General features: G+C 34.7%; 28 protein-coding genes. 6 read left to right on the top strand and 22 right to left on the bottom strand.

Annotated features, from left to right (window positions below; genetic code table 11):
* Window positions 1–112: 112 nt before the first annotated feature.
* The 9 genes from BVF91_RS05585 to BVF91_RS05625 form a co-directional block, all read right to left on the bottom strand.
* Window positions 113–931 carry an AsnC family protein gene (locus tag BVF91_RS05585; protein WP_085112483.1) on the bottom strand — a complete coding sequence of 273 codons (819 nt, stop codon included), beginning with the start codon at window positions 929–931 and terminating at the stop codon, window positions 113–115.
* Between the two features lie 48 nt (window positions 932–979).
* Window positions 980–1,414, bottom strand: coding sequence for a hypothetical protein (locus BVF91_RS05590; RefSeq protein WP_085112484.1), 435 nt, complete (start codon window positions 1,412–1,414; stop codon window positions 980–982).
* A 275-nt stretch (window positions 1,415–1,689) separates the two neighbouring features.
* Entirely contained in the window at window positions 1,690–2,247 is a 558-nt protein-coding gene (locus tag BVF91_RS05595) for a copper amine oxidase N-terminal domain-containing protein (RefSeq protein WP_240495821.1), read from the bottom strand.
* Window positions 2,248–2,303: 56 nt separating this feature from the next.
* The gene (locus BVF91_RS05600) at window positions 2,304–2,918 is read right to left on the bottom strand and encodes a VanZ family protein (protein ID WP_240495822.1); all 615 of its coding nucleotides are present in this window, start codon (window positions 2,916–2,918) and stop codon (window positions 2,304–2,306) included.
* A 121-nt stretch (window positions 2,919–3,039) separates the two neighbouring features.
* Window positions 3,040–3,411, bottom strand: a complete 372-nt coding sequence (locus tag BVF91_RS05605) for a hypothetical protein (RefSeq protein WP_085112486.1) — start codon at window positions 3,409–3,411, stop codon at window positions 3,040–3,042.
* Between the two features lie 96 nt (window positions 3,412–3,507).
* The gene (locus BVF91_RS05610; RefSeq protein WP_085112487.1) at window positions 3,508–3,816 is read right to left on the bottom strand and encodes a hypothetical protein; all 309 of its coding nucleotides are present in this window, start codon (window positions 3,814–3,816) and stop codon (window positions 3,508–3,510) included.
* On the bottom strand, window positions 3,806–4,447 hold the full coding sequence (locus BVF91_RS05615; RefSeq protein ID WP_085112488.1) for a hypothetical protein: 642 nt from the start codon (window positions 4,445–4,447) through the stop codon (window positions 3,806–3,808). Before BVF91_RS05615 ends, BVF91_RS05610 begins: the two co-directional genes overlap by 11 nt.
* Before the next feature lie 43 nt (window positions 4,448–4,490).
* Complete coding sequence (locus tag BVF91_RS05620; protein WP_085112489.1) at window positions 4,491–4,961, bottom strand: hypothetical protein; 471 nt, start codon at window positions 4,959–4,961, stop codon at window positions 4,491–4,493.
* Between the two features lie 612 nt (window positions 4,962–5,573).
* Complete coding sequence (locus BVF91_RS05625) at window positions 5,574–6,269, bottom strand: hypothetical protein (RefSeq protein ID WP_240495823.1); 696 nt, start codon at window positions 6,267–6,269, stop codon at window positions 5,574–5,576.
* Window positions 6,270–6,374: 105 nt separating this feature from the next.
* Here BVF91_RS05625 and BVF91_RS05630 point away from each other — a divergent pair, with 105 nt between their 5' ends.
* The 4 genes from BVF91_RS05630 (at window position 6,375) to asrC (ending at window position 9,615) form a co-directional block, all read left to right on the top strand.
* Window positions 6,375–6,674, top strand: coding sequence for a YmaF family protein (locus tag BVF91_RS05630; protein WP_085112490.1), 300 nt, complete (start codon window positions 6,375–6,377; stop codon window positions 6,672–6,674).
* Window positions 6,675–6,804: 130 nt separating this feature from the next.
* Window positions 6,805–7,815, top strand: coding sequence for an anaerobic sulfite reductase subunit AsrA (gene asrA, locus BVF91_RS05635; protein WP_085112491.1), 1,011 nt, complete (start codon window positions 6,805–6,807; stop codon window positions 7,813–7,815).
* 6 nt (window positions 7,816–7,821) lie between these two features.
* Window positions 7,822–8,613, top strand: coding sequence for an anaerobic sulfite reductase subunit AsrB (gene asrB / locus BVF91_RS05640; protein WP_085112492.1), 792 nt, complete (start codon window positions 7,822–7,824; stop codon window positions 8,611–8,613).
* Between the two features lie 12 nt (window positions 8,614–8,625).
* Complete coding sequence (gene asrC / locus BVF91_RS05645; RefSeq protein WP_085112493.1) at window positions 8,626–9,615, top strand: sulfite reductase subunit C; 990 nt, start codon at window positions 8,626–8,628, stop codon at window positions 9,613–9,615.
* Between the two features lie 17 nt (window positions 9,616–9,632).
* On the opposite strand, the gene BVF91_RS05650 is transcribed toward asrC, so the two are convergent.
* Together BVF91_RS05650 and BVF91_RS05655 are read right to left on the bottom strand one after the other, a co-directional pair.
* Complete coding sequence (locus tag BVF91_RS05650; protein WP_240495824.1) at window positions 9,633–11,036, bottom strand: B12-binding domain-containing radical SAM protein; 1,404 nt, start codon at window positions 11,034–11,036, stop codon at window positions 9,633–9,635.
* A 33-nt stretch (window positions 11,037–11,069) separates the two neighbouring features.
* A complete protein-coding gene (locus BVF91_RS05655) occupies window positions 11,070–11,726 on the bottom strand; it encodes an HAD family hydrolase (RefSeq protein WP_085112494.1) in 657 nt (218 codons plus the stop codon).
* Window positions 11,727–11,981: 255 nt separating this feature from the next.
* Between BVF91_RS05655 and BVF91_RS05660 the strand changes: the two genes are divergently transcribed.
* The gene (locus tag BVF91_RS05660) at window positions 11,982–13,034 is read left to right on the top strand and encodes an NAD(P)H-dependent flavin oxidoreductase (RefSeq protein ID WP_276204894.1); all 1,053 of its coding nucleotides are present in this window, start codon (window positions 11,982–11,984) and stop codon (window positions 13,032–13,034) included.
* Between the two features lie 37 nt (window positions 13,035–13,071).
* Here BVF91_RS05660 and BVF91_RS05665 read toward each other — a convergent pair whose 3' ends face one another.
* Together BVF91_RS05665 and BVF91_RS05670 are read right to left on the bottom strand one after the other, a co-directional pair.
* A complete protein-coding gene (locus tag BVF91_RS05665; RefSeq protein ID WP_085112496.1) occupies window positions 13,072–14,613 on the bottom strand; it encodes a DEAD/DEAH box helicase in 1,542 nt (513 codons plus the stop codon).
* A 46-nt stretch (window positions 14,614–14,659) separates the two neighbouring features.
* The gene (locus tag BVF91_RS05670; protein WP_085112497.1) at window positions 14,660–15,145 is read right to left on the bottom strand and encodes a GNAT family N-acetyltransferase; all 486 of its coding nucleotides are present in this window, start codon (window positions 15,143–15,145) and stop codon (window positions 14,660–14,662) included.
* Between the two features lie 125 nt (window positions 15,146–15,270).
* Here BVF91_RS05670 and BVF91_RS05675 point away from each other — a divergent pair, with 125 nt between their 5' ends.
* Window positions 15,271–15,681: a cell wall hydrolase gene (locus BVF91_RS05675; protein ID WP_085112498.1), complete on the top strand. Its 411-nt coding sequence runs from the start codon at window positions 15,271–15,273 to the stop codon at window positions 15,679–15,681.
* Window positions 15,682–15,707: 26 nt separating this feature from the next.
* Here the strand turns inward: BVF91_RS05675 and hypE are convergent, their stop codons facing one another.
* From hypE to BVF91_RS05720, 9 genes are read right to left on the bottom strand one after another with little or no spacing between them, the layout of a single operon-like run.
* Complete coding sequence (hypE, locus tag BVF91_RS05680) at window positions 15,708–16,697, bottom strand: hydrogenase expression/formation protein HypE (RefSeq protein WP_085112499.1); 990 nt, start codon at window positions 16,695–16,697, stop codon at window positions 15,708–15,710.
* Window positions 16,698–16,716: 19 nt separating this feature from the next.
* Window positions 16,717–17,769, bottom strand: a complete 1,053-nt coding sequence (gene hypD / locus BVF91_RS05685; RefSeq protein WP_085112500.1) for a hydrogenase formation protein HypD — start codon at window positions 17,767–17,769, stop codon at window positions 16,717–16,719.
* A gap of 18 nt (window positions 17,770–17,787) precedes the next feature.
* Entirely contained in the window at window positions 17,788–18,027 is a 240-nt protein-coding gene (locus BVF91_RS05690) for a HypC/HybG/HupF family hydrogenase formation chaperone (RefSeq protein WP_085112501.1), read from the bottom strand.
* 2 nt (window positions 18,028–18,029) lie between these two features.
* Window positions 18,030–20,276 carry a carbamoyltransferase HypF gene (hypF, locus tag BVF91_RS05695; protein WP_085112502.1) on the bottom strand — a complete coding sequence of 749 codons (2,247 nt, stop codon included), beginning with the start codon at window positions 20,274–20,276 and terminating at the stop codon, window positions 18,030–18,032.
* Complete coding sequence (hypB, locus tag BVF91_RS05700; protein WP_085112503.1) at window positions 20,234–20,887, bottom strand: hydrogenase nickel incorporation protein HypB; 654 nt, start codon at window positions 20,885–20,887, stop codon at window positions 20,234–20,236. Before hypB ends, hypF begins: the two co-directional genes overlap by 43 nt.
* A 14-nt stretch (window positions 20,888–20,901) precedes the next feature.
* Complete coding sequence (hypA, locus tag BVF91_RS05705; RefSeq protein ID WP_085112504.1) at window positions 20,902–21,243, bottom strand: hydrogenase maturation nickel metallochaperone HypA; 342 nt, start codon at window positions 21,241–21,243, stop codon at window positions 20,902–20,904.
* Window positions 21,244–21,600, bottom strand: a complete 357-nt coding sequence (locus BVF91_RS05710) for a 4Fe-4S binding protein (RefSeq protein WP_085112505.1) — start codon at window positions 21,598–21,600, stop codon at window positions 21,244–21,246. It abuts the gene before it with no gap.
* Window positions 21,601–21,626: 26 nt separating this feature from the next.
* Window positions 21,627–22,709 carry a hydrogenase large subunit gene (locus BVF91_RS05715; RefSeq protein ID WP_085112506.1) on the bottom strand — a complete coding sequence of 361 codons (1,083 nt, stop codon included), beginning with the start codon at window positions 22,707–22,709 and terminating at the stop codon, window positions 21,627–21,629.
* Window positions 22,702–23,079, bottom strand: coding sequence for an NADH-quinone oxidoreductase subunit C (locus BVF91_RS05720; RefSeq protein WP_013786934.1), 378 nt, complete (start codon window positions 23,077–23,079; stop codon window positions 22,702–22,704). The genes BVF91_RS05715 and BVF91_RS05720 overlap by 8 nt, the downstream gene beginning before the upstream one ends.
* Window positions 23,080–23,086 lie beyond the last annotated feature (7 nt).

Here is a 23,086-nt window from a genome sequence, read left to right on the forward strand (position 1 = left end):
GAATGGCCATTCATCTGTTTGACTACATTATAACTCCAAGCTCAACATTTGGGAAGTTCCGAAATTCGGCACATTTTTTTATGAAATAAGTGCCGAATTCCGGCACATCATTTTATAATATATTGCCATGTATGTCTATGATGCCTATGTTTATGGCTGTCATTATTATTTTTATATCATTGTTTGCATCAAACAATATACCTAATTTATTTAGATGGTTTCTCAATGCTCTGTCAGATATGCCTACTTCGTCCATTACTACTTTCCTTACTCCGTTTCGGACCAATGATGATAGGATAAGCTTATCAGTATCATCGATCTCTCCTCCTACGAAAGACATATTTTCACTTCTACATGATATACATTTTTCAAGGTAAATTGCTACGTTTTTTAGACTAATGCTCTGCTCTTTTATGCTGGGAATCTTTATACGGGATATATCAAGATATGCCACTATTTCTTTGTTGTAATGATCTGTAATAGGCATTGCAGTACAATACCAATTCTTAAACAAGTCGCAACAATGGTCTTTTCCGTATAACTGTGCAAGGCTTTTGTATTCCATGGCTATGTTGACTGCATTTGTTCCACTGTCTTCAAGCCTTAGGCTTATGCCTTCTCTAAATTGCAGTTTTTTAAAATCTTCATTTAATTGGTCATTAGCTATAATTTCAATCACATAACCGTCTTTATCACACAGAATAAAGAAATATCCTTCTTCAATAAGCATCCTGTACCTATAGCATTGATTTACAAAGTTGTTTAACAGCAATATTAAAAAGTTGTTTTCTCTTTTCTTTTTTAACAATGCATCATCATCGATTGTTTTATCAAATGAGTTTTTTTCAGGATTGATATTTAAAAGCAATGATTCCCTATAAGACACAGTCAGCTTACCATTTCCTCTTTTTATAAACATGTCATTGTTCATCAATATCACTCCATCATTTTACTTTTCCGTTAATCGCAATATCCTCTTTTAATACCAGCGTGCATCGCTTGTATAGTTAGCTTGCTCTAATTGAACTCCATTTCTATAAACTGTACCTTTCGTGACAAGCCTGTAATAATACCCTTCTTCCACATACCATATTTCACTTATGGAACAGCTAATATCTGTCGATGTGGTTGACCAGCTTTTGATTGTCACCCAGTTTCCGTTCTTGTACTGTTGAAGATAAGCATCAATTCTGATTTTGTCGACGCTGAAAGCATATAATACGCTGTCGACAGTTGATTTTCCCATCGATGATATGTCGAATGTGTTAGTAAACTGGGATATGGCTATCCAATTAGGCGTTATTGGACTTGTCACTAATTTTTTTGAAATACCATCATCCGCAAAACCAGTGGTTGAAAGTGATGTCACCATTATTATTGTCAGCACAAAAATAGACAAGAATTTTTTAAACACACTATCACCTCACTAATTTTTTCCTTCATAAATATAAAACAACTTACAATGGATTTCGTTACAGTTTTTTATAAAAATTTTTATCAATTTCAGTATACAAAATTTCATTTTAATATTGTCAATTTAGGAACGAAAATATCATTTTAAGAAACGAAAAAGCATTTTTACCTCTTAATTTTCCTCAATTGCAAGATAAAAAAATAAAGACAGATTATTTTCTGTCCTTATTTTGTAAGTTACATTTGTCAACAACTTATTATAGATATGCACTATATTTAATTACCTTGAGCAGCATCTACTGTTATAACACCATCTTTATAATCGACTTTATATCCAAATGCTTCACTTATAACCCTTAGGGGGATATATGTGCAATTATCGACTAATCTCACCTTCACCGGAAGTTCATTGATCTTATCATTTATTTTTGCTACCTTTGACCCTATTGTCAACTCTACAGTCGTACTATCTTTTTCTGCTGTTATTGTTTGACTGTCACTATGCCAATTCACTGTTGCACCTAATTTTTCAAAAAATTCACGGGCCGGTACTACTGTAATTCCGTCTATTAAAGTAAATGGCTCCTTAGTAAATTTTATCTCTTGCCCGTTTAACTTGATTTTCGGAACATAAGGAAAATGTATTACAGTGCCTCCACCTGAATCTTTATAAATGATTATGCCATTGTCCATTTCTTGAGAATATCCTGCTTGCATGACAGTTTCTTTGGTTACAGATTTTCCATCATCTTGTACAGCGTAAGCGATGGATCCTGTACATACAACAGCAAAAATAGCAACAAACAAAATACGTTTAAGAAAAGTAAATTTCATCCTCACACCAACTCCTCTTTAATCATATTATCCAAACCAGCCCAGGTAATATACTTCTAGAATTCTCTCTTAATTAAAACTTTGTGAATATGATCCCACACTCCTTTCACCTTTTCATTTGGCGGTATGCTTTTAATATAAAACCAAGAAAGTATACAAAATAAACAGTAACCTAATAATACACCTAAGGCATTTAGTATTACATCGTTAGTATCAACCCTTCTGGCAACATAACCAGATAAATAAAATATGTTTTCTAAAAACTGTAGAAGCTCTATCGAAATAGAAAATAAGAACCCTTTCCAAATAACTGATTTCAGATCGACATTACTTATAAACGGCAGTCCAAAACCAAAAGGAACGGTAATTATCACATTCCCCCATCCTTGTACTGAATTAAGATAAGAATATGTCAATTCACGAAATGGAATAAAGTTTAAACCGTTTTTCCAATCAACTCCATCTTTAATCAAGTCATTGTGTTGGAATAATCGAATCGGAAACAAAGTATAGTGAGCTACAGAAAGCAAATATATGAAAAATATCGAAAAACATAATATATATCCAATACTGCGTTGTTTCTTTCTCCACATATAAAAAATTAGCCATCCATATATTAAAACTATCACCGGCATAATAGTTTTAATGTCTATCATTATACCTAATCCCAATTATAACAACTCCTCACAATACCTGCATTAGTGCCTATTTGAACTGTATAAACATGTCATTGTTCATTGTTGCATATTTCGCTAAAATCTATGCAATTTTAGAGTATTAAAAAATATTTAGCTATTTAGTAAATCCTGATTTATTCTTCCTGATATAATTAATAATCATATAAAAAACAGCCATTACAGCAATACAGTAAAATGCCAAAAAATACTGCTGGTTAATAATTAAATATGCTATAGCCATTAAATAATAAATAATCAATATTGTATAAAGAGATAATGCTAAAAAATATCCATATTTTCTTTTCTTTAATAACCCAATTGATGATATAATAAATACAGCTCCAAATATGATACCAATAAAATAAAAATTTGTGCTTAGTATGACATTACTGCCAATTTTAAAGTTTACTCTTTCAAGCATCCTCATAATTGAGTCTAATATATACAAGGCCCCTTGTAACATAACTAATATAGCCACAAAGTTCATACTAACACCATCCAATAATTTTACACTTTTAATTAACAATTTTATTAATAAATAGAAATTTTATATTAAACTGGACATAATCAATCCTTTTTTGCTTTATCTTTTTGATAAACCTAAAAAACCTCTAAATTCGTTTCTTAAATCTTCTTCCTGAATCACTTTAAATTTTAAATTTTTTTCATCATATTCTAATACCATTACCTTGCCAAAAGAACCTGAATTTATATCAGGATCCATTATCAATATGCAATTATTACCAATATTTACTATGGCAATATTGTGACTTGCATATCCATTATTGTTGGGGACATATTGTACGCTACTTGTTCGATTGCCCAAAACTAATATAAACAATAAAACAATTATTATTAACATAAAAGTATGAGTAATTTTCTTACTTTCCATAGTATTTTAATACCTCCTCATTGTATTCTCTATTAATTTGATTTGTAATGTCATTCAAGTTATTATCATATAATGTCCAATTCATAGATATCGAATTAGTATTCTCAATCATCTCGTTTAGCTTAAAATCTTTTAAATAAAATTCATCATCTCTATTGATATTGACCTCATAATTTCGATTATCATATTTGCCAACAATTTTGGCTATTTTCCCTTTATAATTTATACCATATAAAACCAAATGATTCTCTTTATTAATTTTGATAATACAATCATTATTAAGATTTGTTCCATACCCAAATGATTCGATTTTATATTTGTTGTTTATTCCTTTTTTTAAAATAGCATATCCAGCAAATTTAAATTTAACTTTTGGTATGCTATAAGAAAAAAGCGTGAATTTAACATTATCTATTGTTATAGTTTTTTCTATATTTATTGAATTTTTTAAAATGTCTTTTGAAGAATCTGAAATTGTAATCATTTTATTTTGTAATAAAGAGACTTTCTTAATTATAGCATTTCGCTCCGATTCTCTAGTATTGTCAATGTTATAAGTAATAAAAATAGAAAAATACAAACTTATTGCTGTAACAGCAATAGCAATGCATATTATTATTATTTTTTTCATAAAATCCCTCCGCCATGCATTATTGATGAATAAAAATACACACTTAATCAAATAATTTCACATTTCCAATTTCATCATACCATACTTTATACCCATCTTTGCTACTGCCAGAAAACCAATAAATAGGTTTGCTATTCATATTTTTATCTTTATAAAATCTGGCATCTATAGACAGTATATAAAATTTGTCTTCTAATTCTTCCATATTACCTTCTTTAATCGCAAAATCCCTAATTATATGTAAAACATTTAATGCATCTTCTTTTTTACACCTTGAATCAATAATTATAGAAAAATATAAATAAGGTCTGGAATAATAAATTTTATATTCGGTAATACAGTTAGATTCATTTAACTTTTCTTTTAATGCTTTTATGGCACTTGTATTAATATTTTCATTATATATATATTTATGACTAATAATATATTTTGCACTTATTACAATTAAAATTGATAAAGACAAAATTATTAATACTATTAACGAGATTAGTTTATCTTTATTTATTTTAATCACCTCTACATAACCCCAAAATCTACCTAACTATTTTTTCCTCTCATAAATATAAAACAAATTAAAATAAAATTCGTTACAGTTTTTTATAAAAAATTTTTTAAATCAAAGTAAAAATTCATAGATTTTAAAGGAAATTTTTATCAAATCTCGATTTTATAACTTCTAAAAAATGTATACATTTTTTAAACTATATTGTATAATATATAAAAATACAATAATATTTTTGAAGTGGAGGAAAATTATGGTCAATATTATGTATATTTTACAATTCATATATGTTTTACTTTTATTTATCATAATTATTAAAGTTTTGATGAATGCAGCAAATTATATTGGTGAAAGGTTAAGATTTGGAGAGTTTTTTATGCACTTATTGCATTTACGAAAAGAGAAAAAATAGTTTTCATAGAATTAATAATGGAACCCGACAGTATGAGGTTCCATTATTAATTCTTAATAGACACTTCATTCTATAATATATTGCCATGTGTGTCTATGATGCCTATGTTTATAGCTGTCATTATTATTTTTATATCATTGTTCTCTCCAAATAACATACCTATAAAACAGATTACACTGGATTTTGTTACAGTTTTTAAAAATTTTTTATATTTATGGTCCTTGTCCGGGTAGATAGTCACCTTTTCTTGAAGTTATTTTCCAAACTCCATCTTCTTTAGCTAAATTGTAGTAAAATCTCATCGTTCCTCCCGGAGTAAATATAACTAATTTTTTTGGAGCATTCTTTATATCTTCTTGTAATTTTGCTTTCATTTCCGGCTTCATTTCTTCTTTTTTATCACTTGTTTTGTATTTGCTAATATCAATACCTTCCGGAACTAATCCTACAGCGGTTGAATGTCCAGTCACATCAGCTATTACAGTCGCTGTATCACCGCTTACATCAACACTGATAAAATTTATTTTTTCAACTATATTATTCTTGTCCCTATAATCTTTACTTTCTATTTCAGCTTTAACACCCATTTGTAAAATCTGAATTCTGTCAGCCAGAATTCCAGACTTTGCACTATAATATTTTTCTGCTTCTGAAACAACCCTTTGGTACATAGCATCTGCAACGTCACTTGGAACATCTATATCTGGTGAAGTTGTATACGCTTCTGGCAAAATACAAACTGAGGCTTCCATGTTTTCTGCATCACTAATTAATTGTTTTATTTTAATTATATCTTCATTTTTATTTTTATCCTGTAAGCCTGTCAATGACATGATTGCAATTACAGCAATCAATAATACTGCCAAGCTTATAAGAATGCTTTCTTTAGTTACTAATTTTTTATTCATCAATTTACACCTCTCTTAATTTGGTCTTATTGCTTATATATTATCACTATATCACTATCAAACATATAATGTAAAATACAATAATATATTTTGGAGGTATATATTATGTCAGATGGAGATAAGCATTACCACGATTATTTTGGTACAACCAGCACAGTGTTAGAGCACAACCATGATTACAAAGGATGTACCAGCTATGCCATACCATATGGCACAAGCCATATACACTATTACTCTGGGTACACGTCTATAGCCAAAAATCATAAACACTATGTAAATGGATACACAGGACCTGCCATAAGGACTAAAGATGGCCACGTCCACAAAATGGATGGCAGAACATCTTACGATAAAGACCATTATCATAATTACAGCAATTGCACTTCAAAGCAAATATACAATTGATATACTCCCTCTTTTGAGGGAGTTTTTATATTATTTGTGAGATATATCACATAAAAATTTGCGATTTTATGATAAAATTTTGTTAAATAAATAACCATTAGTCATGAAAACAGCAATACGAGGTGATATGATGGGTATTGAATTAGATGTAAAAAGTTTTGACGATGCCCTGAAAATATTAAGCAAAGATTACAAAATATTTGCTCCTATAAGGTTAAAAGGAAAAGGTTCATTTTCTGATACTGATCTTGTGACATACGGAGAAATTTCTTCCTATCGAGATATAGAATTAAGCGAAAAATCAAGGTATTCCCCAAAAGAGGTGATTTACCCTATAACACAAACCCTATTTTACTTTACAGAAGATGAATACAAAGAACCTGAAATTGACGATAAAGGAATCATCGTCTTTTTAAGACCTTGCGATGCTAACTCATATCTAAAATTAGACAATATTTTTCTAAAAAATGGTCCTTATGAAGATAATTATTACAAAAGGCTGAGAGATAAAGTCAAGTTCTTTGTCATAGAGTGCACAAAAGGCTTTTCTACTTGTTTCTGTGTGTCAACAGGTTCTAACAAGTTTTTAGATTATGATGTTTTTTTCCGGTTTGACAATGACAAGATAACATGCGATGTAAAAAACGACGAGTTTAGCTATGCTTTTTCAGGCAAAGAAGTGGAATTCACTCCAGAATTTATAGAAAAAAATGAAATCGAAATTAAATTGCCTGATGTAGACAAAATATCTCGAAATATAGAATATGTATTTAATCATGAATTGTGGGACGAATACACGAAAAGATGCATAGCTTGCGGAAGATGTACTGTATCATGTCCTACATGCAGTTGCTTTTCAATGCAAGATATATTTTACAAAGATAACCCTAAATGCGGAGAGAGAAGGCGGGTATGGGCTAGCTGCATGGTAGATGGATTTACTGATGTGGCAGGAGGTCACAGCTACAGGCAAAAATACGGTGAAAGAATGAGGTTTAAGGTGATGCACAAGATATACGACTACAAAAAACGCTTTGGCACAACAATGTGCGTAGGATGCGGAAGGTGTGACGATGTATGTCCAGAGTACATTTCATTTATAAAGATCGTGTCAAAAGTCACTGATGCAGTAGAGAGGTGAATCAAAATGGCAAATATATATATGCCAAGAAAAGCAGAAATATTGTCTATAATTCCTCAAACGGATATCGATTATACTTTTAGGCTAAAATCCAATATTATGCCAAAACATGGACAATTTTTACAAGTATCTATACCCAAAATCGGTGAAGCCCCAATATCGATAAGCGATTACACTGATGAATACATCGAACTTACCATAAGAAAAGTAGGCACTGTAACAGATGCTATACATGAATTAAAACCGGGAGATTTCTTGTTTATAAGAGGCCCATATGGCTACGGATTCCCTATTGAAGATTTTAAAGATAAAAATGTAGTGATCGCCGCTGGCGGTACAGGTCTTGCACCTGTCAAAAGCATAATAAACAGGTATTACAGAAATCCTAAAGAGATAAAAAAACTCAATATTTTGGTAGGTTTTAAATCCCCGAAAGACATACTCTTTGAAGATGAAATAAAAAAATGGGGAAAAAGTTTTGATGTCTTATTGACTGTTGACAATGGAGATGAAACGTGGACAGGAAATACAGGTTTAATCACAAAATTTATACCAGATTTAAGTATCGAAAGCCCTAATGATACGATCGTAATTGTCGTAGGTCCACCTATGATGATGAAATTTACATGCCTTGAATTTTTAAAGCGAGGTATACCAGAGGTAAATATATGGGTATCTTTCGAAAGAAAGATGTCATGCGGCATAGGAAAATGTGGCCATTGCAAGATAAATGAAACATACGTTTGCCTTGAAGGTCCTGTGTTCAACTTTACAAAATCTAAACAACTTCTCGATTAAAGGGGTGAAATAATGATTCTCGATATCGATACAAAACTCTTAAAGAAAAATGCATATAGAGTGACAAAGCAAAGAGGCATAACAGCTCTTAGAATAAGGGTTCCCGGTGGAGATCTAAATATAAAGTATCTCGACATAATAAAGGAAGTAGCTGAAAAGTACGGCAATGGAACTGTTCACATTACCACGCGTCAAGGCTTCGAAATACCAGGAATATCAATGGAGAAAATTGACGAGATAAATGAACTTATATCCCCCATTATAAGAGGACTTAAAGATGAAGGTGTCCAAATAGAAGATGAAGAAGGAGGATACCCTGCCGCAGGCACAAGAAACGTGTCGGCTTGCATCGGTAATCGGGTATGCCCATTTGCCAACTACGATACAACAGCACTTGCATTAAAGATAGAAAAGCTAATATACCCTAATGACTATCACGTAAAAATCGCAGTCACTGGTTGCCCCAATGATTGCATAAAAGCCCACATGCAAGACATAGGCATCATAGGTCAAGTTGAACCAATTTACGATCCATCAAGATGTATCGGGTGTCAAGCATGTGTAAAGAACTGTAAAAGAAGAGTGACTGGTGCCCTTACTTTTGAAAACTTCAAAGTCGTAAGGGATCCCAATAGATGCATTGGTTGCGGCGAATGCATATTGAAGTGTCCAACTTCTGCATGGACAAGAGGCGAAAAGTACTATAGACTCGTCATAATGGGTAGAACAGGCAAGAAAAACCCAAGACTGGCGCAGACATTTATTGAGTGGGCAGACGAAGAATCTGTGCTAAAAATAATAAAAAACATGTACGACTTTATCGATAAATACATCGACAGAACCTTAGATAAAGAGCATGTTGGATATATTGTCGATAGGGAAGGATTTAAAAAGTTTAAAGAAGAAGTATTAAAAGACGTCAAACTGCCTAAAAAAGCTAAAGTAGCAAATCATATAGATTACACAGGTTATAGATACGAAAGAAATACAATATACGATTAAGATAAGCCACTTACGGCTTATCTTTTTATCCATTTAGTATTGATATCGCTACTTCCTTTAAACCTTGATTTTAAATTGCCGACTAAATTGAACACTCCATGTGATAAATTGTAAATAAATCCAATAGCCTTGTCATCAAATTCATAATTGTAGTTTAAAGAATTCCCTTTATACAAGCCTTTTTCTTTCATATCTCTTTCAATTTCTGTCCCTGCTAATGGCAAGAGTCTACTTACAGGGTAATAGTCAAGCCTTTCCTTGCCTATCAATTTCACTGCATTATTTATAAAAGAAATGTTTTCGCTAAGCTCTTTAAAATTTATATGCGGATCGAACATGATAAATCCCATAGATATATAAAGCTCTAAATCATTTAAAATCTTTAAAGCATTTATATTGTCCTCAACCCTTACATCTTTTTTAAAACGGTCAAGAACTGTTTGCGATCCTGATTCAACACCTAAAAATACTCTTTTAAGCCCAGCCTTCTTTAGAATGGAAAAAAGCTCTTTATCTACATCGTTTACTCTGCATTGTATGCTAAAATTGATATTCATGCCGCTTCTTATGATTTCCTCGGCTAATCTATATGCCCTTTCATAACTTTTGCCTTTACCGCCTACAAACTCAGCATCGTTGAAAAATAAATTTCTTACATTGTATTTTTCATATAGTATTTTTATCTCATCAATGACATTCTCTACGCTTCTTTGCCTATACTTTTGTCCAAACTGGGAAAAAAATGGCCCAACGCTGCAAAAGCTGCATCTTCCATAGCATCCTCTTGATGTAAGTATTGATGCAAAACCTGACTTCAAGATTACTATCGGAAGCGTATCTCTTTCAGGATATGGCATACTATCAAGGTCATCTATGAGAGGTCTTTTGTCATTTACCTTTAAAGTATCGCCGTCCTTATAAGCTATGCCTTCTATATCCTTCCATTCTTCATCTTTTAGTATCTTTTTTGCAAGCTCTGTAAAAGTAAGCTCCCCTTCACCTAAAACAACTGTGTCAATCTGAGGGCACTCCATCAATATCTCATCGTATGAAAAAGTAGGGTATATGCCACCTACAGACAAATGCCCTTTATAACCCGTCTCTTTTATTCTTTTTATGAACCTTAAAGCTTCAATCGCACTATCTTGAAATGGTATGCTTACACCTATCAATTTTGGCTTGTCTTGCTTTATATCGTAAATAACATCATCTGGAAATAAATCATAAAGTGGCATGTCCACTATCTTTACACTGATGTGCTCTTTTCTAAGAAAAGCTGCTATATATGCAAGTCCTAAATGTTCGTATTTATCTTTCATACTTGATGATGGAGGATTTATAAGAAAAACATCGTACTGCTCCATTGTATCAATTCCTTTCAAATTTCCAACAATACACAACAAATATATATTTCTACACAAATCTTAAAAATCCTCCAAGCATATGTAACAATTTTATATATTTTGCAATTTTTCGTAGTTCAATTCAGAGAATGAACGTATAACCATGTCCGCCATACTTATGTCTTGATCTCCCGAATTAGGATTTATAAATCCCACTACTTTCATGCCAGCGCTTTTTGCAGCCAAAACTCCTTTATTTGAGTCCTCTATTACTATGCACCTTTCAGGTGCAATATTAAGTTTTTCTGCCGCATAAAGAAAAATATCAGGATATGGCTTACTTCTCTGTACAAAATCACCTGATACAAGCTCGTCAAAATAGCTTTCAAGCTTGAGTCTTTTTACAACAAGTTCAATTACATCAATAGGTGATGATGAAGCAACTGCAAGTTTCACTTCTCTTGAATACAATTCTTTTACAATTTCGTCTATGCCTTCTATAGGTTTTACTGCATCGTCATTTTCTGATATATAGTCAAAATACCTTTTTCTGTCCATCTCAACAAGTTCTTCAACCGTAAGCGGCACATTGCACTTATTCTTTACATATTCCCACATATAGTGAGACGTTGTCCCCACAAACGAAATATGCTCATCAAAAGATATATTGGCTCCTATTTCCTTGAAAATCTCTTCTTCCAATTGTATGTGCAGTGGCTCACTGTCGATTAATACACCATCCATATCAAAAATAACTGCTTCAAACACTTTAAGCACTCCTTCTCCCTTTATTCGCTACACATATAGTATATAAATTATTTAATCTCTTGTGAAGCCCTCATATAATTACTGTCACTTTCCTTAATACAAATGATGTATTTATAAAGTTAAACACCATAAAAAAAGGAATGCAATTTTTTTCTTGACTCTCCATCAAAATAATGTTAGAGTAACTTTATAAAATCATATGAGGAGGAATTTACAATAGATATCAATATTAAAAGTTTAAAAATCGGCGATTTAGTGGCAAAATTACCAATAATCCAAGGTGGAATGGGCGTAGGAGTGTCACTAAACAATCTCGCTTCTGCCGTAGCCAATGAAGGTGGCATCGGCGTAATATCTGCAGCAGGTATTGGCATGTTGGAAAAAGATTTTGCTACAAATTACATTGAGGCAAATATAAGGGCACTTAGAAAGGAAATTAAGAAAGCCAGAGAAAAAACTAAAGGTATAATTGGCGTTAATATAATGGTAGCACTTTCAAATTTTGCTGATATGGTTAAAACATCAATAGATGAAGGAATTGATATAATCTTTTCCGGCGCAGGACTTCCATTAAATCTCCCTAAATTTTTGAATAAAACATCTAAAACTAAATTAGTACCTATTGTTTCATCTGAAAGGGCATTCAATCTTATAGCAAAAAGATGGCTGCAAAAATACGATTATTTGCCAGATGCTGTTGTCGTTGAAGGTCCAATGGCTGGTGGTCACTTAGGATATTCAAATGAGCAAATATCAAATCCTGACTATTCTCTTGATAAAATACTAAAAGACGTATTAGAAAAAACAAGACAATATGAGAAAATCTCAGGAAAGCAAATACCTGTCATTGCTGCTGGTGGAATATATACAGGTGAAGACATATACAAATATCTAAAAATGGGTGCTGCTGGTGTACAAATGGCCACGCGTTTTGTCACAACCGATGAATGCGATGCGTCAGATGAATTTAAAAAGTCATATCTAAACTGCAAAAAAGAAGATATAGCTATAATAGAGAGTCCTGTCGGTATGCCAGGTAGAGCAATCATTAATAAGTTCCTTAATGATGTAAAATCAGGTGAAAGAAAACCATATAAGTGCTTGTATCACTGCATTAAGACGTGTGACTATAAAAAAAGCCCTTACTGTATATCGCAAGCACTTATAAACGCTCAAAAAGGACTTATGGCAAATGGATTTGCATTTGCCGGGGCCAATGCCTATAGAGCGGATAAGATAATACCCGTTAAAGATTTAATTGGTACTATCATGGATGAGTATAATAAAGCGCTTTATTTAAACATGTGACTATTTAAAAGACTGCCGTATTGGCAGTCTTTTAAAATTATTTTCTGGGCTTTGAAATCTCTACGCTTATTCTTTTACCATCGATTGTTTTACCAGATAATTGGTCAATTATATTTTTTGCAGCGCTTCTGGCCACATTTACAAACGAAAATTTTTCAAATATGTCTATATCCTGTATATCATTTTTTGAGATGCGGCAATCTGAAAAAAGCTTAATTGCCGTCCTCTTATTGAATTTGTCTTTTCTTCCTAAATTGATAAACAGCCTTAAATAATCCCGTTCAATGTCATTTCTATACACATCTTCCCCATAATACATATCCATCAAAGCTGCCGCAACATCTACAAGATTGTATTCTTCGTCAAGCTCCATTGCCAATGGCACAAACCTTTTATAATCATTTTTCTCCAATGTCTTTTTGATTTCAGCTATCATTTTATTGTACTTAACTTCCAATATGTCATCTACAGTTGGCAGTTCTTTTCGCTTTATTTTGCATCTTGTGGCTTTTTCTATCCTCTTCAATGCTGGATACTCCCTTGATGTCACTAATGTATAAGCGACACCACTTCGATTTGCTCTTCCTGTCCTGCCAATTCTGTGAACATACGATTCTACATCTTGTGGCAGATTGTAATTTATGACATGTGTCACATTCTCAATATCTATGCCTCTTGCTGCTACATCAGTCGCCACTAAGAAATCCAAAATACCTTCTTTGAATTTCCTAAGCGTATTTATCCTTTGATTTTGGCTCATATCACCATGCATACCTTCAACATTGTATCCTCTCGACTGCATATTTTCTGTAAGCTCATCAACTTCCTTTTTCGTTTTGCAGAAAATTATCGTGCTTGACGGCTCTTCAACATCTAATATTCTGCAAAGAGATTCAAACCTTTCTTGGTTTTTCACCTCGTAATAAAAATGCTGGACTGTTGAAACGGTCATAGTCTTTTTTACGATAGAAATAAATTTTGCATCGCTTTTCATGTATTTCTTTGCAAGATTCTTTATTTCATCCGGCATCGTGGCAGAAAACATCATGGTCTGTCTTTCTTTATTTGTATGGTTTATGATTTCTTTAATATCGTCTATAAACCCCATATCCAGCATTTCATCTGCTTCATCTAAAACAAGGTACTTCACATCGTTCAATCTCAATATATCCCTCTTAATAAGGTCCAGAACTCTGCCTGGAGTGCCAATTATTATATCTACGCCTCTTTTTATTGCTTTAATTTGCCTATCTATTTGCACGCCACCATAGACAGGAAGCAATCTCACTTTAGAATACTTTCCAATGCGGGCCAATTCATCATTTACTTGTATTGCCAACTCTCTTGTAGGAGTCAAAACAAGGCAAAACACTTTCCCCTCATTTGAACCAATATTGTTTATGATAGGTGCACCGTACGCCAGCGTCTTGCCGGTTCCTGTCTCTGCCTGTCCTATTACATCTGAGCCCTGCAACAACACAGGTATTACTTCCGACTGTATTTTAGATGGCTCTTCAAATCCCATATCGTCGATAGCTTTTAAAATTTTTTCATTTAAATTTAGTTCCTTAAAATCCATTAATCTTTTGTCTCCTTAATATTTTTTATTCACCTGGTATTATTTTTTACAAAATCAACTGCAATATGTGAATATCCAGGTATCTATTAAACTTGTAACCTAATTCCTTTAATGTACCAACAATTTTGAAGCCGTACTTTTCGTGCAAGTGAATGCTTACATCGTTGCCTTCAGATATTCTGGCTATTATAGTGTGAAATTCATTTTCCTTTGCGTGTTCTATAATCTTCTTGATTAATTTATCCCCAATGCCACGTCCCTTGTACGACTCATCAACGTAAATCGAGTCTTCCGCCACAGCCCTATAGCCGCATTTTTCAGACCAAATGGATAATGACGCCCAGCCTACAACAATGTCGTCTTCTATTGCCACAAAAACAGCATATCTGTCATTGTGGGCCTCAAACCACTTTTTATGATACTCTAATGGCCTTGGTTCAGTATCAATTGTTGCTGTTGTGTTTAATACAGCTTGATTGTATATGTCATTTATCCTTTCAATATCATCTATATTAGCTTTTCGAATGATCATAAAGACCGTTCCTTTCAATCAAATTGGCTTTAAAAGAATCCGATATAAATACTTTAACATATAATGCTGAAATTGCATATATATAATCAAAATAATTTTTAAAAATTCTCATGGAGATGTATTATATGAATAAGAAATCGATTGATATAAAAAAACACTCATTCATAGTAAATGCTGATTACAATGATGTTTTGCTTTTAGCAAAATTAATTCAGGCAGAAGGCGAAAGCGAACCAATGATTGGAAAAGTTGCCATAGGAGCCGTCGTCGTAAACAGAGTGCAAAATCAAAATTTCCCTGATACAATATCTGAAGTCATATTTGAGCCTGGACAATTTGAAAGCGTAACAAATAACCGCATATTCAATGTAGAAAACATAGACGAGGAATGTATTATTTCAGCTTTAAAAGCATTGGAAGGAGAAGACCCGACAGATGGTTCTCTGTACTTTTACAATACGTATACAGCAACAAACGATTGGATTAAATCAAAAAAAGTAAGCGTTGCAATAGGAAAACATAATTTTATAGCATAAGAAAGCAGGGCATGGCCCTGCTTTCTTCAGCATATTCTGGGGAGAAGTTCGCCAATTGGTCTATCAACGATTCTATTTGTGCCATAGACTGTTTCTATCGTCACAAGACCAGAATCATCGATTTCGCCGATAATGGCGGCATCTTTACCGTATTTATCCTCTTTCATTATTTCCAATGCCTTATAAGCAAAATCTTTATCAACTACACACACAAGCTTTCCTTCATTGGCAAGGTGCAGATAATCGATGCCTAACATACTACAAGCCGATTTTACGCTTTCTTTCACAGGCAGCTTATCTTCATGTATTTTGATTCCCACATTGCTCATGCCAGCTATCTCGTACAGAACTTCCGCAACACCGCCCCTTGTAGGATCTCTTAAGATTTTCACAGCATCTCTAAGAGCCATAAGCTTCTCCACCATTTTATTTAAAGGTGACACATCAGAAAGAAGAGGAGGGTCAAAATCAAGCCCTTCCCTGGCACCCATCACTGCCATCCCATGATCTCCAATTGTCCCCGAAACTATCACTACATCTCCAGGTTTTCCGTTTTTAATAGACACGTAAGCTCCATCAGGTAAAATGCCTATTCCGGCAGTATTTATGAAGATTCCATCTGCACTGTTTTTCTCCACGACCTTTGTATCACCTGTCACAATTTGTACACCAGCTTCATTAGCGGCATCTACCATAGAGCCGACTATCTTTTTAATGTCATCAACCGGAAATCCCTCTTCAATTATAAATGATGCACTCAAGAAAAGAGGCTTTGCACCACGCATGGAAATATCATTTACAGTACCGCATATTGCCAACCTTCCAATGTCACCACCTGGAAAGAAAACAGGCTTTACTACAAAGCTGTCTGTAGTAAAAACAGTCTTGCCTGGCAGCAATGCTGCATCTTCCATCTGATTTAGATATTCGTTATTGAACTTTTCTATGAATATTTCGCTTATGAAGCTTTGCATCATCGAACCACCGCCACCGTGTGACATCAATACCTTATCCATATACCGTTCCTCCTCGATTTTACTCGCCGTACTTGTAGTACGCCGCACAAGATCCTTCTGATGAAACCATGCAGGGACCAACAGGATTTAAAGGTGTGCAAGCTTTGCCAAACAGTGGGCATTGTTTTGGCGTTATAATCCCTTTCAGCACATCACCGCATCGACAGCCTTTTATCTCTGTACTGCTATTGGGCTTTTTAATCTTAAATTTTTTCTCTGCATCGTATTCGCTGTACTTATCACGTATCCTAAGCCCTGATCCTTCTATCATGCCAAGGCCTCTCCATTCAGCATCGCTTTCTTCAAAGACTTCATCCATCAATCTTTGTGCATAAGTATTTCCTTCCTCTTTTACGACCCTTTTATACTGAATTTCTATCTTAGGATCTTTTAAGTTTTTTAAAATCATTACGACGCTCATCAATATGTCTGTTGCTTCAAATCCAGATACGACACCGCCAATATTGTATCTATCAACCAAAAAATTATATATAGTGCTTCCTGTTATGGCACTTACATGGCCTGGAAGTAGAAATCCCTGAATGTCTGATCCATTTACAACAAGTGCCTCCAATGCCTTTGGCATTGTCTTATGAAGACAATACACACTGTAATTCTTTATTTTTTTTGTGTACGCTTCTTTTATAGTCATGGCGACAGACGGGATTGTCGTCTCAAAGCCTATCCCAATAAAAACTACCTCTTTACTTGGGTTTGCCATAGCATAATCCAGTGCATCAAGTGGTGAATAAAACACCCTCACATCTCTGCCTTTCGCCCTCTCCTCTTGCAGCGAAGAATCATTTCCAGGCACTCTTACCAAATCTCCAAATGTGGCAATAGTCACTCCTTGACTTGCCAAAGATATTGATGCATCAATCTCATTTTGTGCCGTCACACAGACAGGACATCCTGGCCCCGATATGAGTTTTATATTTGGCGGCAATATCTGCCTTAAGCCGTATTTCGATATAGCCATAGTGTGAGAACCGCAGACTTCCATTATTTTAATAGATTCTCCAGTATTATACCTATCTATAAGCTCTTTGGCTGTATTTATGATGCCTTGCATAGAAATACCTTTCCTTTCTTATTTTTGTTTGAAGCTTTCTCTCAAAGCTTCCTCCATTTCTTCCCAAAGCCTTAGATCTTCTTCAGCCGTCTCTTTATCTACAATGCTTATTGCCACACCTGCGTGAACCATGACATAATCTCCAATCTTGACATCAGGTACCATTGATATGGACACCCTTCTTTTTAGTCCGTTTAATTCAGTCTCTGCCACATCTCCATCGATTTTTACTACCTTTTGTGCGACAGCAATACACATAATTACACCTCCATCATATAGTTTGCTATGACTGCTTGGCCTAAGGAAATGCCACCGTCATTGCAAGGTATCTTGCTATTGGAATAAACAAGAAATCCTTCTTTTGATAATCTATCAATGATATTTTCCAATAAATATTTGTTCTGAAAGCTTCCACCGCTTAAAACCACTTTATCTATATTGTACTTTTCGCCAAGTCTCAATGCCACATAAGCAGTAAACTCTACAATTGTATTGTGAAATCTGGCGGATATTATTCCCTTGCTTACTCCTTTTTTATAGTCAGAATAAACCTGCTTTAAAATACCTGATGTATCCACCACATACTGGTCATCACTTGATACCGTAAAGTCATAATATGATCGATCACTTTCTATGATGCTTTCAAGCTCCATGGCTGCTTGTCCTTCATATAGGACAGTGTCTTTAACACCAATCAGTGATGCAACTGCATCAAACAATCTACCCATGCTGGACACCAACGGTGCGTTTATCTTTTTGTCTATCTGCGCTTTTATGATCTCCAATTCCTTTGCATCAAACCTTTTAAGGTATTCATGGTAGCAATCCATATCTTCATTTATAAAGCCTATTGCAGTTCTGTATATCCTTTTTATAGCAAGCTCTCCGCCTGGAAGCGGATTGTACTTTATATGGCCAGCCCTTACGAAGTCTTTCAAATCAGCTATCAAAAATTCAGCACCCCAAATATTTCCATCCAATCCATATCCCGTGCCATCGTATGAAAAACCTATGACTTTGTCATCTATGCCGTACTCCGCCATGCAACTTGCTATGTGTGCATGATGGTGCTGTGTGTATATTACAGGCAAGCCCAGTGTCTTTGCAAACTGCGTCGACAAATAGCCTTGATGCATGTCACACGCCACAAATTGCGGCTCCATTTTAAAAAGTTTCATGTACTTCTTTATCTCATCTACATAATACATGTACGTCTTGCTGTTATCGAGATCTCCTATGTGATGGCTTAGAAATGCGTAATTGCCTTTAGTCAAGCAAAACGTGTTTTTGTAATACCCTCCAACGGCAAGTATCGGTTTAAAGTCCATTTTAAGCACCATAGGCTCTGGAGCATATCCTCTCGATCGCCTTATGACTCTTTCGCTTTTAGCTTTCCAAGATGTAACCGTATCGTCAATCCTATTTACAATGTCTCTATCATTTAAAAGGAAACTGTCTGCTATGTCTTTAAGCCTCTCTAATGCTTCATCATTGTCTTTGCACAGAGGCTCTTCACTGATATTGCCACTGGTCATGACAACTGGAAAATCTATATATTTAAACAAAAGATAATGTATAGGCGCGTAAGGAAGCATCACACCTACGCTGTCAAGGCCATCGCTTACACCTTCAAACTCGTATTTCTTTTTTAAAAGGACGATAGGCCTTCTTTGGCTATTTAATAGCTCCATTTCATCATGGCTTACATGGCAATACCTTTTTACAGCTTCTACATCTTTCATCATAAGCGCCAGAGGCTTTCCATACCTGTTTTTCCTATCTCTAAGCCTTAATACAGACTCACGTGATAATGCATTTACAGCCAGATGAAAGCCGCCTATCCCCTTTATAGCAACGATTTTCCCTTTTCTTAAATCTTCAGCAATCGCCATAATGGGATCAATATTCGTGCTTTCGCCAACATATTTAAGGGATGGTCCACAATCGTAACATGCTACAGGCTGTGCATGAAACCTCCTGTCTAAAGGATTTTCATACTCGTCTCTACATAATTTACACATCGGGAATTTTTTCATAGACGTCTTTGGCCTGTCGTATGGTATATCCTCTATGATGGAAAATCTCGGACCGCAGTTTGTGCAATTTATGAACGGATAGTTATATCTCCTGTTTTTTTCGTCCATCATCTCACTTACGCATTCGTCGCATACACCCATATCAGGAGAAATCGGCACAAATCCCTCATCTGCTTTGCTTGACTTTATGCTAAAACCTTTATATCCTAAGACATCACAATCTTCTACAGATATCTCGTCTATTTTCGAAAGCTTCGGAGGATTGTCTTTTAATTCCATCAAAAACGCATCTATTTCATCATCATAACCCTCCACGTTAATAGAAACACCAGATGATGTGTTATAAACGATGCCTGACAAGCTGTGTTTTAATGCCAAATTGTAGACAAACGGTCTAAATCCTACACCTTGAACAATTCCTTTAATATTTATTTGCCTTGCACGTATTCGTCGTATTTCTCTTTCAGCCATTTCGCCAGCACCTCAAAGCCTTCCCCTGTCCTTGATGATACTTCAAAAATCTCAGCTTCATCATTAAGCGTCTTTACACCATCGTAAAAATACTGCTTATTGAAGTCAAAATACGGCAACAAATCTATCTTGTTTATAACGACTGCTTTCGCCTTTGAAAACAAGAGAGGATATTTGTATGGTTTATCATCGCCCTCAGCAACATTTGCCATAGCCAATTTGAAGTCTTCACCAAGTTCAAAATCTGAAGGACATATTAGATTTCCTATATTCTCTATGAACAATATTCCGCCTTTAAAATCAAGCGTAGACAATGCTTTGTTTATTGAATTTGCATTCAGATGACAAGCACCACCAGTATTTATCTGCACCACCGGTATATTTCTTTCAGCCATCTTGCGGGCATCTATATCAGACGCTACATCGCCTTCTATGACACCACAAGGAATATCCATGTTTTCTATAAGCTTCAATATGAAACTTGTTTTGCCTGTACCAGGTGAGCCGATTATGTTTACCATCATGATTTTTCTTTCATCTTTTATGCTTTTGTTTTCTTCCGCAATGTTGTTGTTGGCTTCAAGCACATCTTTAATAATCTTTATTTCCATTTATAATACACTCCTTATTCAACATCTATACTATCTATATAAAGTTCTTTGCCTTTCTCAATCAAAACACCGCTGCTGCCGCAATAGGGACACTTAAACGTGAAATTACCCCTATTATAAATCATGCCGCAACTGCGGCATTTAAACTCTGCTTTCACTTTTTTAAAATCAAGCTTAGCACCGTATAATGGCGTTCCTTCGCTTAAAACATCAAAATAAAACCTTATGCTTTCTTCTTCAAACCCGGTTAATTCCCCAAGCACGATGTTTATTTTGGTCACCTTATTGACATTTCTTTTTTTAGCTTCATCAGAAACCATGTTTACGATGCTTTCAGTTATAGACAATTCATGCATTTAAGCACCGGCTTTCTCAGAATCATCGTGTTTTTCCAAGTGAATGTTGTACTTTTTGTCTGTGCAGCTTCTGTAATGCACATCAAGCTTTAAACATTTCTTAGGGCACTTTTCCACGCATACGCCACACAAGACACATTCAAAAGGATTGTACTCCCAAACGCTGGTCTTTCTGTCCACCTTTATGCAGTTTGATGGACACACTCTCTGGCACATGCCGCAAAAAATGCATTCATCAATGTTGTTTTCCAAATGACCTCTGTTTATATCAAAGGGCTTTCTTTCTTCAAAAGGATACATACGAGTCACTGGCTTCTTTGACAGATTAGAAAACACGCTTTTTAGCATATCCAACATCTCAATAACACCTCTTCCCTGACAGATTATCTTTCCGTACAACTGATGCAAGGATCGATGGTCAGTATGAGTACAGGGACATCTTGCAAATAAGAACCAGGCAATATTTTCAAAAGAGCCGGTATATTAGCAAAGGTAGGTGTTCTTATGCGAAGCCTATCCAAAAATTTCGTACCATTTGATTTAATGTAATACACCACTTCTCCTCTTGACTGCTCAAGCCTTGATATGACTTCACCAGCAGGTGGATTGCCTTTTACAGGAACACTTATTTCCCCTTCAGGCATCTTTCCTAAGGCCTGTCTTATAAGGTCAATTGACTGGAATATTTCCTTCATCCTAACCAAATTCCTGGCATAGCTGTCACCAGTTTTTTCCACAATCGGCTCAAAGTCAAGATACTTATAAGCAGCATAGCCAGTAGTCCTAAGATCTAAATCCACGCCGCTTCCCTTAGCCATAGGTCCAGTAGCGCCAAGCTCGTACGCTTCTTCTTTCGTCAAAACTCCTATGCCAACAGTTCTTTGCTTTACAGTATAGTTGTTCATAACAACATCGTTAATGTCCTTAAGCTGTCTCTCAACATCGTCTAACTCTTTTAAGATCCACTTAGCTTGTTCGCTATTTATGTCTTTTCTGACACCGCCTACTATATTAACTGAAATTATCACTCTGTTGCCTGATGTGGCTTCCAGTATGTCCATTATCTTCTCACGAATCTTCCACGTCTGCATAAAGAGATTTTCAAAGCCAAATGCATCAGCAAAAAGTCCAAGCCATAAAAGATGGCTGTGTATCCTGTGAAGTTCTGCCCAAATAGTCCTTAAATATTCAGCTCTTACAGGAACCTGAACACCCATTAGTTCCTCTATTGCTTCACAATAATCCTGCCCATGCATACAACTGCATATGCCGCAAACCCTCTCTACGACGTAAACCATCTGGTTAAAGTCCTTTTTCTGAGCCAAAGTTTCCAGCCCTCTATGGACAAAACCAAAAGCAGGATACGCTTCTACTACTTTTTCATCCTCTACAACAAGTTTTAAGTGAATCGGCTCAGGCAAAACAGGGTGCTGTGGCCCAAACGGAATCGTACTTTTATCACTCATTCTTACCACCCTTTTCTCTTCTTATAATCTCTATGTCTGCTTGTGGACTTATTGGAGAGCTTTCTCCCAACATAAAATTCCCTCCGAAATCAACTGCAAGACCATCAAACTCAACTCCAAAAAGCTCTTTTATCTCATTCTCTACTGCCAGCGCACATGAATAAATGTCTGAAACGCTGGGCACATTTTTCCCATCAGTTATGATGTGGATGTTTTCTAAATCATAACCTATGGCAAATGTGTATATGATTTTAAACTTATCTTCCAAATTAAGGCACGTTTCTGTAACAAATCTATATCCACCATCGTGGTATTTCTTCACTTCACTTTTTAGATTGCCTATTTCCACTTCTCTGCTATTTACGATCATAAAATCA

It is taken from the genome of Thermoanaerobacterium sp. PSU-2 (genome assembly GCF_002102475.1).
In the GTDB taxonomy this organism is placed as follows: Bacteria; Bacillota; Thermoanaerobacteria; order Thermoanaerobacterales; family Thermoanaerobacteraceae; genus Thermoanaerobacterium.

Excerpts from the sequence above, each read along its gene's own strand:
- BVF91_RS05665 (WP_085112496.1), bottom strand. The coding sequence starts at position 14,613 with ATGGATTTTAAGGAACTAAATTTAAATGAAAAAATTTTAAAAGCTATC.
- BVF91_RS05615 (WP_085112488.1), bottom strand. The coding sequence starts at position 4,447 with ATGAAAAAAATAATAATAATATGCATTGCTATTGCTGTTACAGCAATA.
- asrC (WP_085112493.1), top strand. The coding sequence starts at position 8,626 with ATGATTCTCGATATCGATACAAAACTCTTAAAGAAAAATGCATATAGA.
- BVF91_RS05670 (WP_085112497.1), bottom strand. The coding sequence starts at position 15,145 with ATGATCATTCGAAAAGCTAATATAGATGATATTGAAAGGATAAATGAC.
- BVF91_RS05690 (WP_085112501.1), bottom strand. The coding sequence starts at position 18,027 with ATGTGTATTGCTGTCGCACAAAAGGTAGTAAAAATCGATGGAGATGTG.
- BVF91_RS05630 (WP_085112490.1), top strand. The coding sequence starts at position 6,375 with ATGTCAGATGGAGATAAGCATTACCACGATTATTTTGGTACAACCAGC.
- hypA (WP_085112504.1), bottom strand. The coding sequence starts at position 21,243 with ATGCATGAATTGTCTATAACTGAAAGCATCGTAAACATGGTTTCTGAT.
- hypE (WP_085112499.1), bottom strand. The coding sequence starts at position 16,697 with ATGGATAAGGTATTGATGTCACACGGTGGCGGTGGTTCGATGATGCAA.
- asrA (WP_085112491.1), top strand. The coding sequence starts at position 6,805 with ATGGGTATTGAATTAGATGTAAAAAGTTTTGACGATGCCCTGAAAATA.
- BVF91_RS05720 (WP_013786934.1), bottom strand. The coding sequence starts at position 23,079 with ATGATCGTAAATAGCAGAGAAGTGGAAATAGGCAATCTAAAAAGTGAA.
- BVF91_RS05605 (WP_085112486.1), bottom strand. The coding sequence starts at position 3,411 with ATGAACTTTGTGGCTATATTAGTTATGTTACAAGGGGCCTTGTATATA.
- BVF91_RS05675 (WP_085112498.1), top strand. The coding sequence starts at position 15,271 with ATGAATAAGAAATCGATTGATATAAAAAAACACTCATTCATAGTAAAT.
- BVF91_RS05585 (WP_085112483.1), bottom strand. The coding sequence starts at position 931 with ATGAACAATGACATGTTTATAAAAAGAGGAAATGGTAAGCTGACTGTG.
- BVF91_RS05610 (WP_085112487.1), bottom strand. The coding sequence starts at position 3,816 with ATGGAAAGTAAGAAAATTACTCATACTTTTATGTTAATAATAATTGTT.
- BVF91_RS05595 (WP_240495821.1), bottom strand. The coding sequence starts at position 2,247 with ATGAAATTTACTTTTCTTAAACGTATTTTGTTTGTTGCTATTTTTGCT.
- asrB (WP_085112492.1), top strand. The coding sequence starts at position 7,822 with ATGGCAAATATATATATGCCAAGAAAAGCAGAAATATTGTCTATAATT.
- hypD (WP_085112500.1), bottom strand. The coding sequence starts at position 17,769 with ATGCAAGGCATCATAAATACAGCCAAAGAGCTTATAGATAGGTATAAT.
- BVF91_RS05625 (WP_240495823.1), bottom strand. The coding sequence starts at position 6,269 with ATGAATAAAAAATTAGTAACTAAAGAAAGCATTCTTATAAGCTTGGCA.
- hypF (WP_085112502.1), bottom strand. The coding sequence starts at position 20,276 with ATGGCTGAAAGAGAAATACGACGAATACGTGCAAGGCAAATAAATATT.
- BVF91_RS05710 (WP_085112505.1), bottom strand. The coding sequence starts at position 21,600 with ATGTTGGATATGCTAAAAAGCGTGTTTTCTAATCTGTCAAAGAAGCCA.
- BVF91_RS05715 (WP_085112506.1), bottom strand. The coding sequence starts at position 22,709 with ATGAGTGATAAAAGTACGATTCCGTTTGGGCCACAGCACCCTGTTTTG.
- hypB (WP_085112503.1), bottom strand. The coding sequence starts at position 20,887 with ATGGAAATAAAGATTATTAAAGATGTGCTTGAAGCCAACAACAACATT.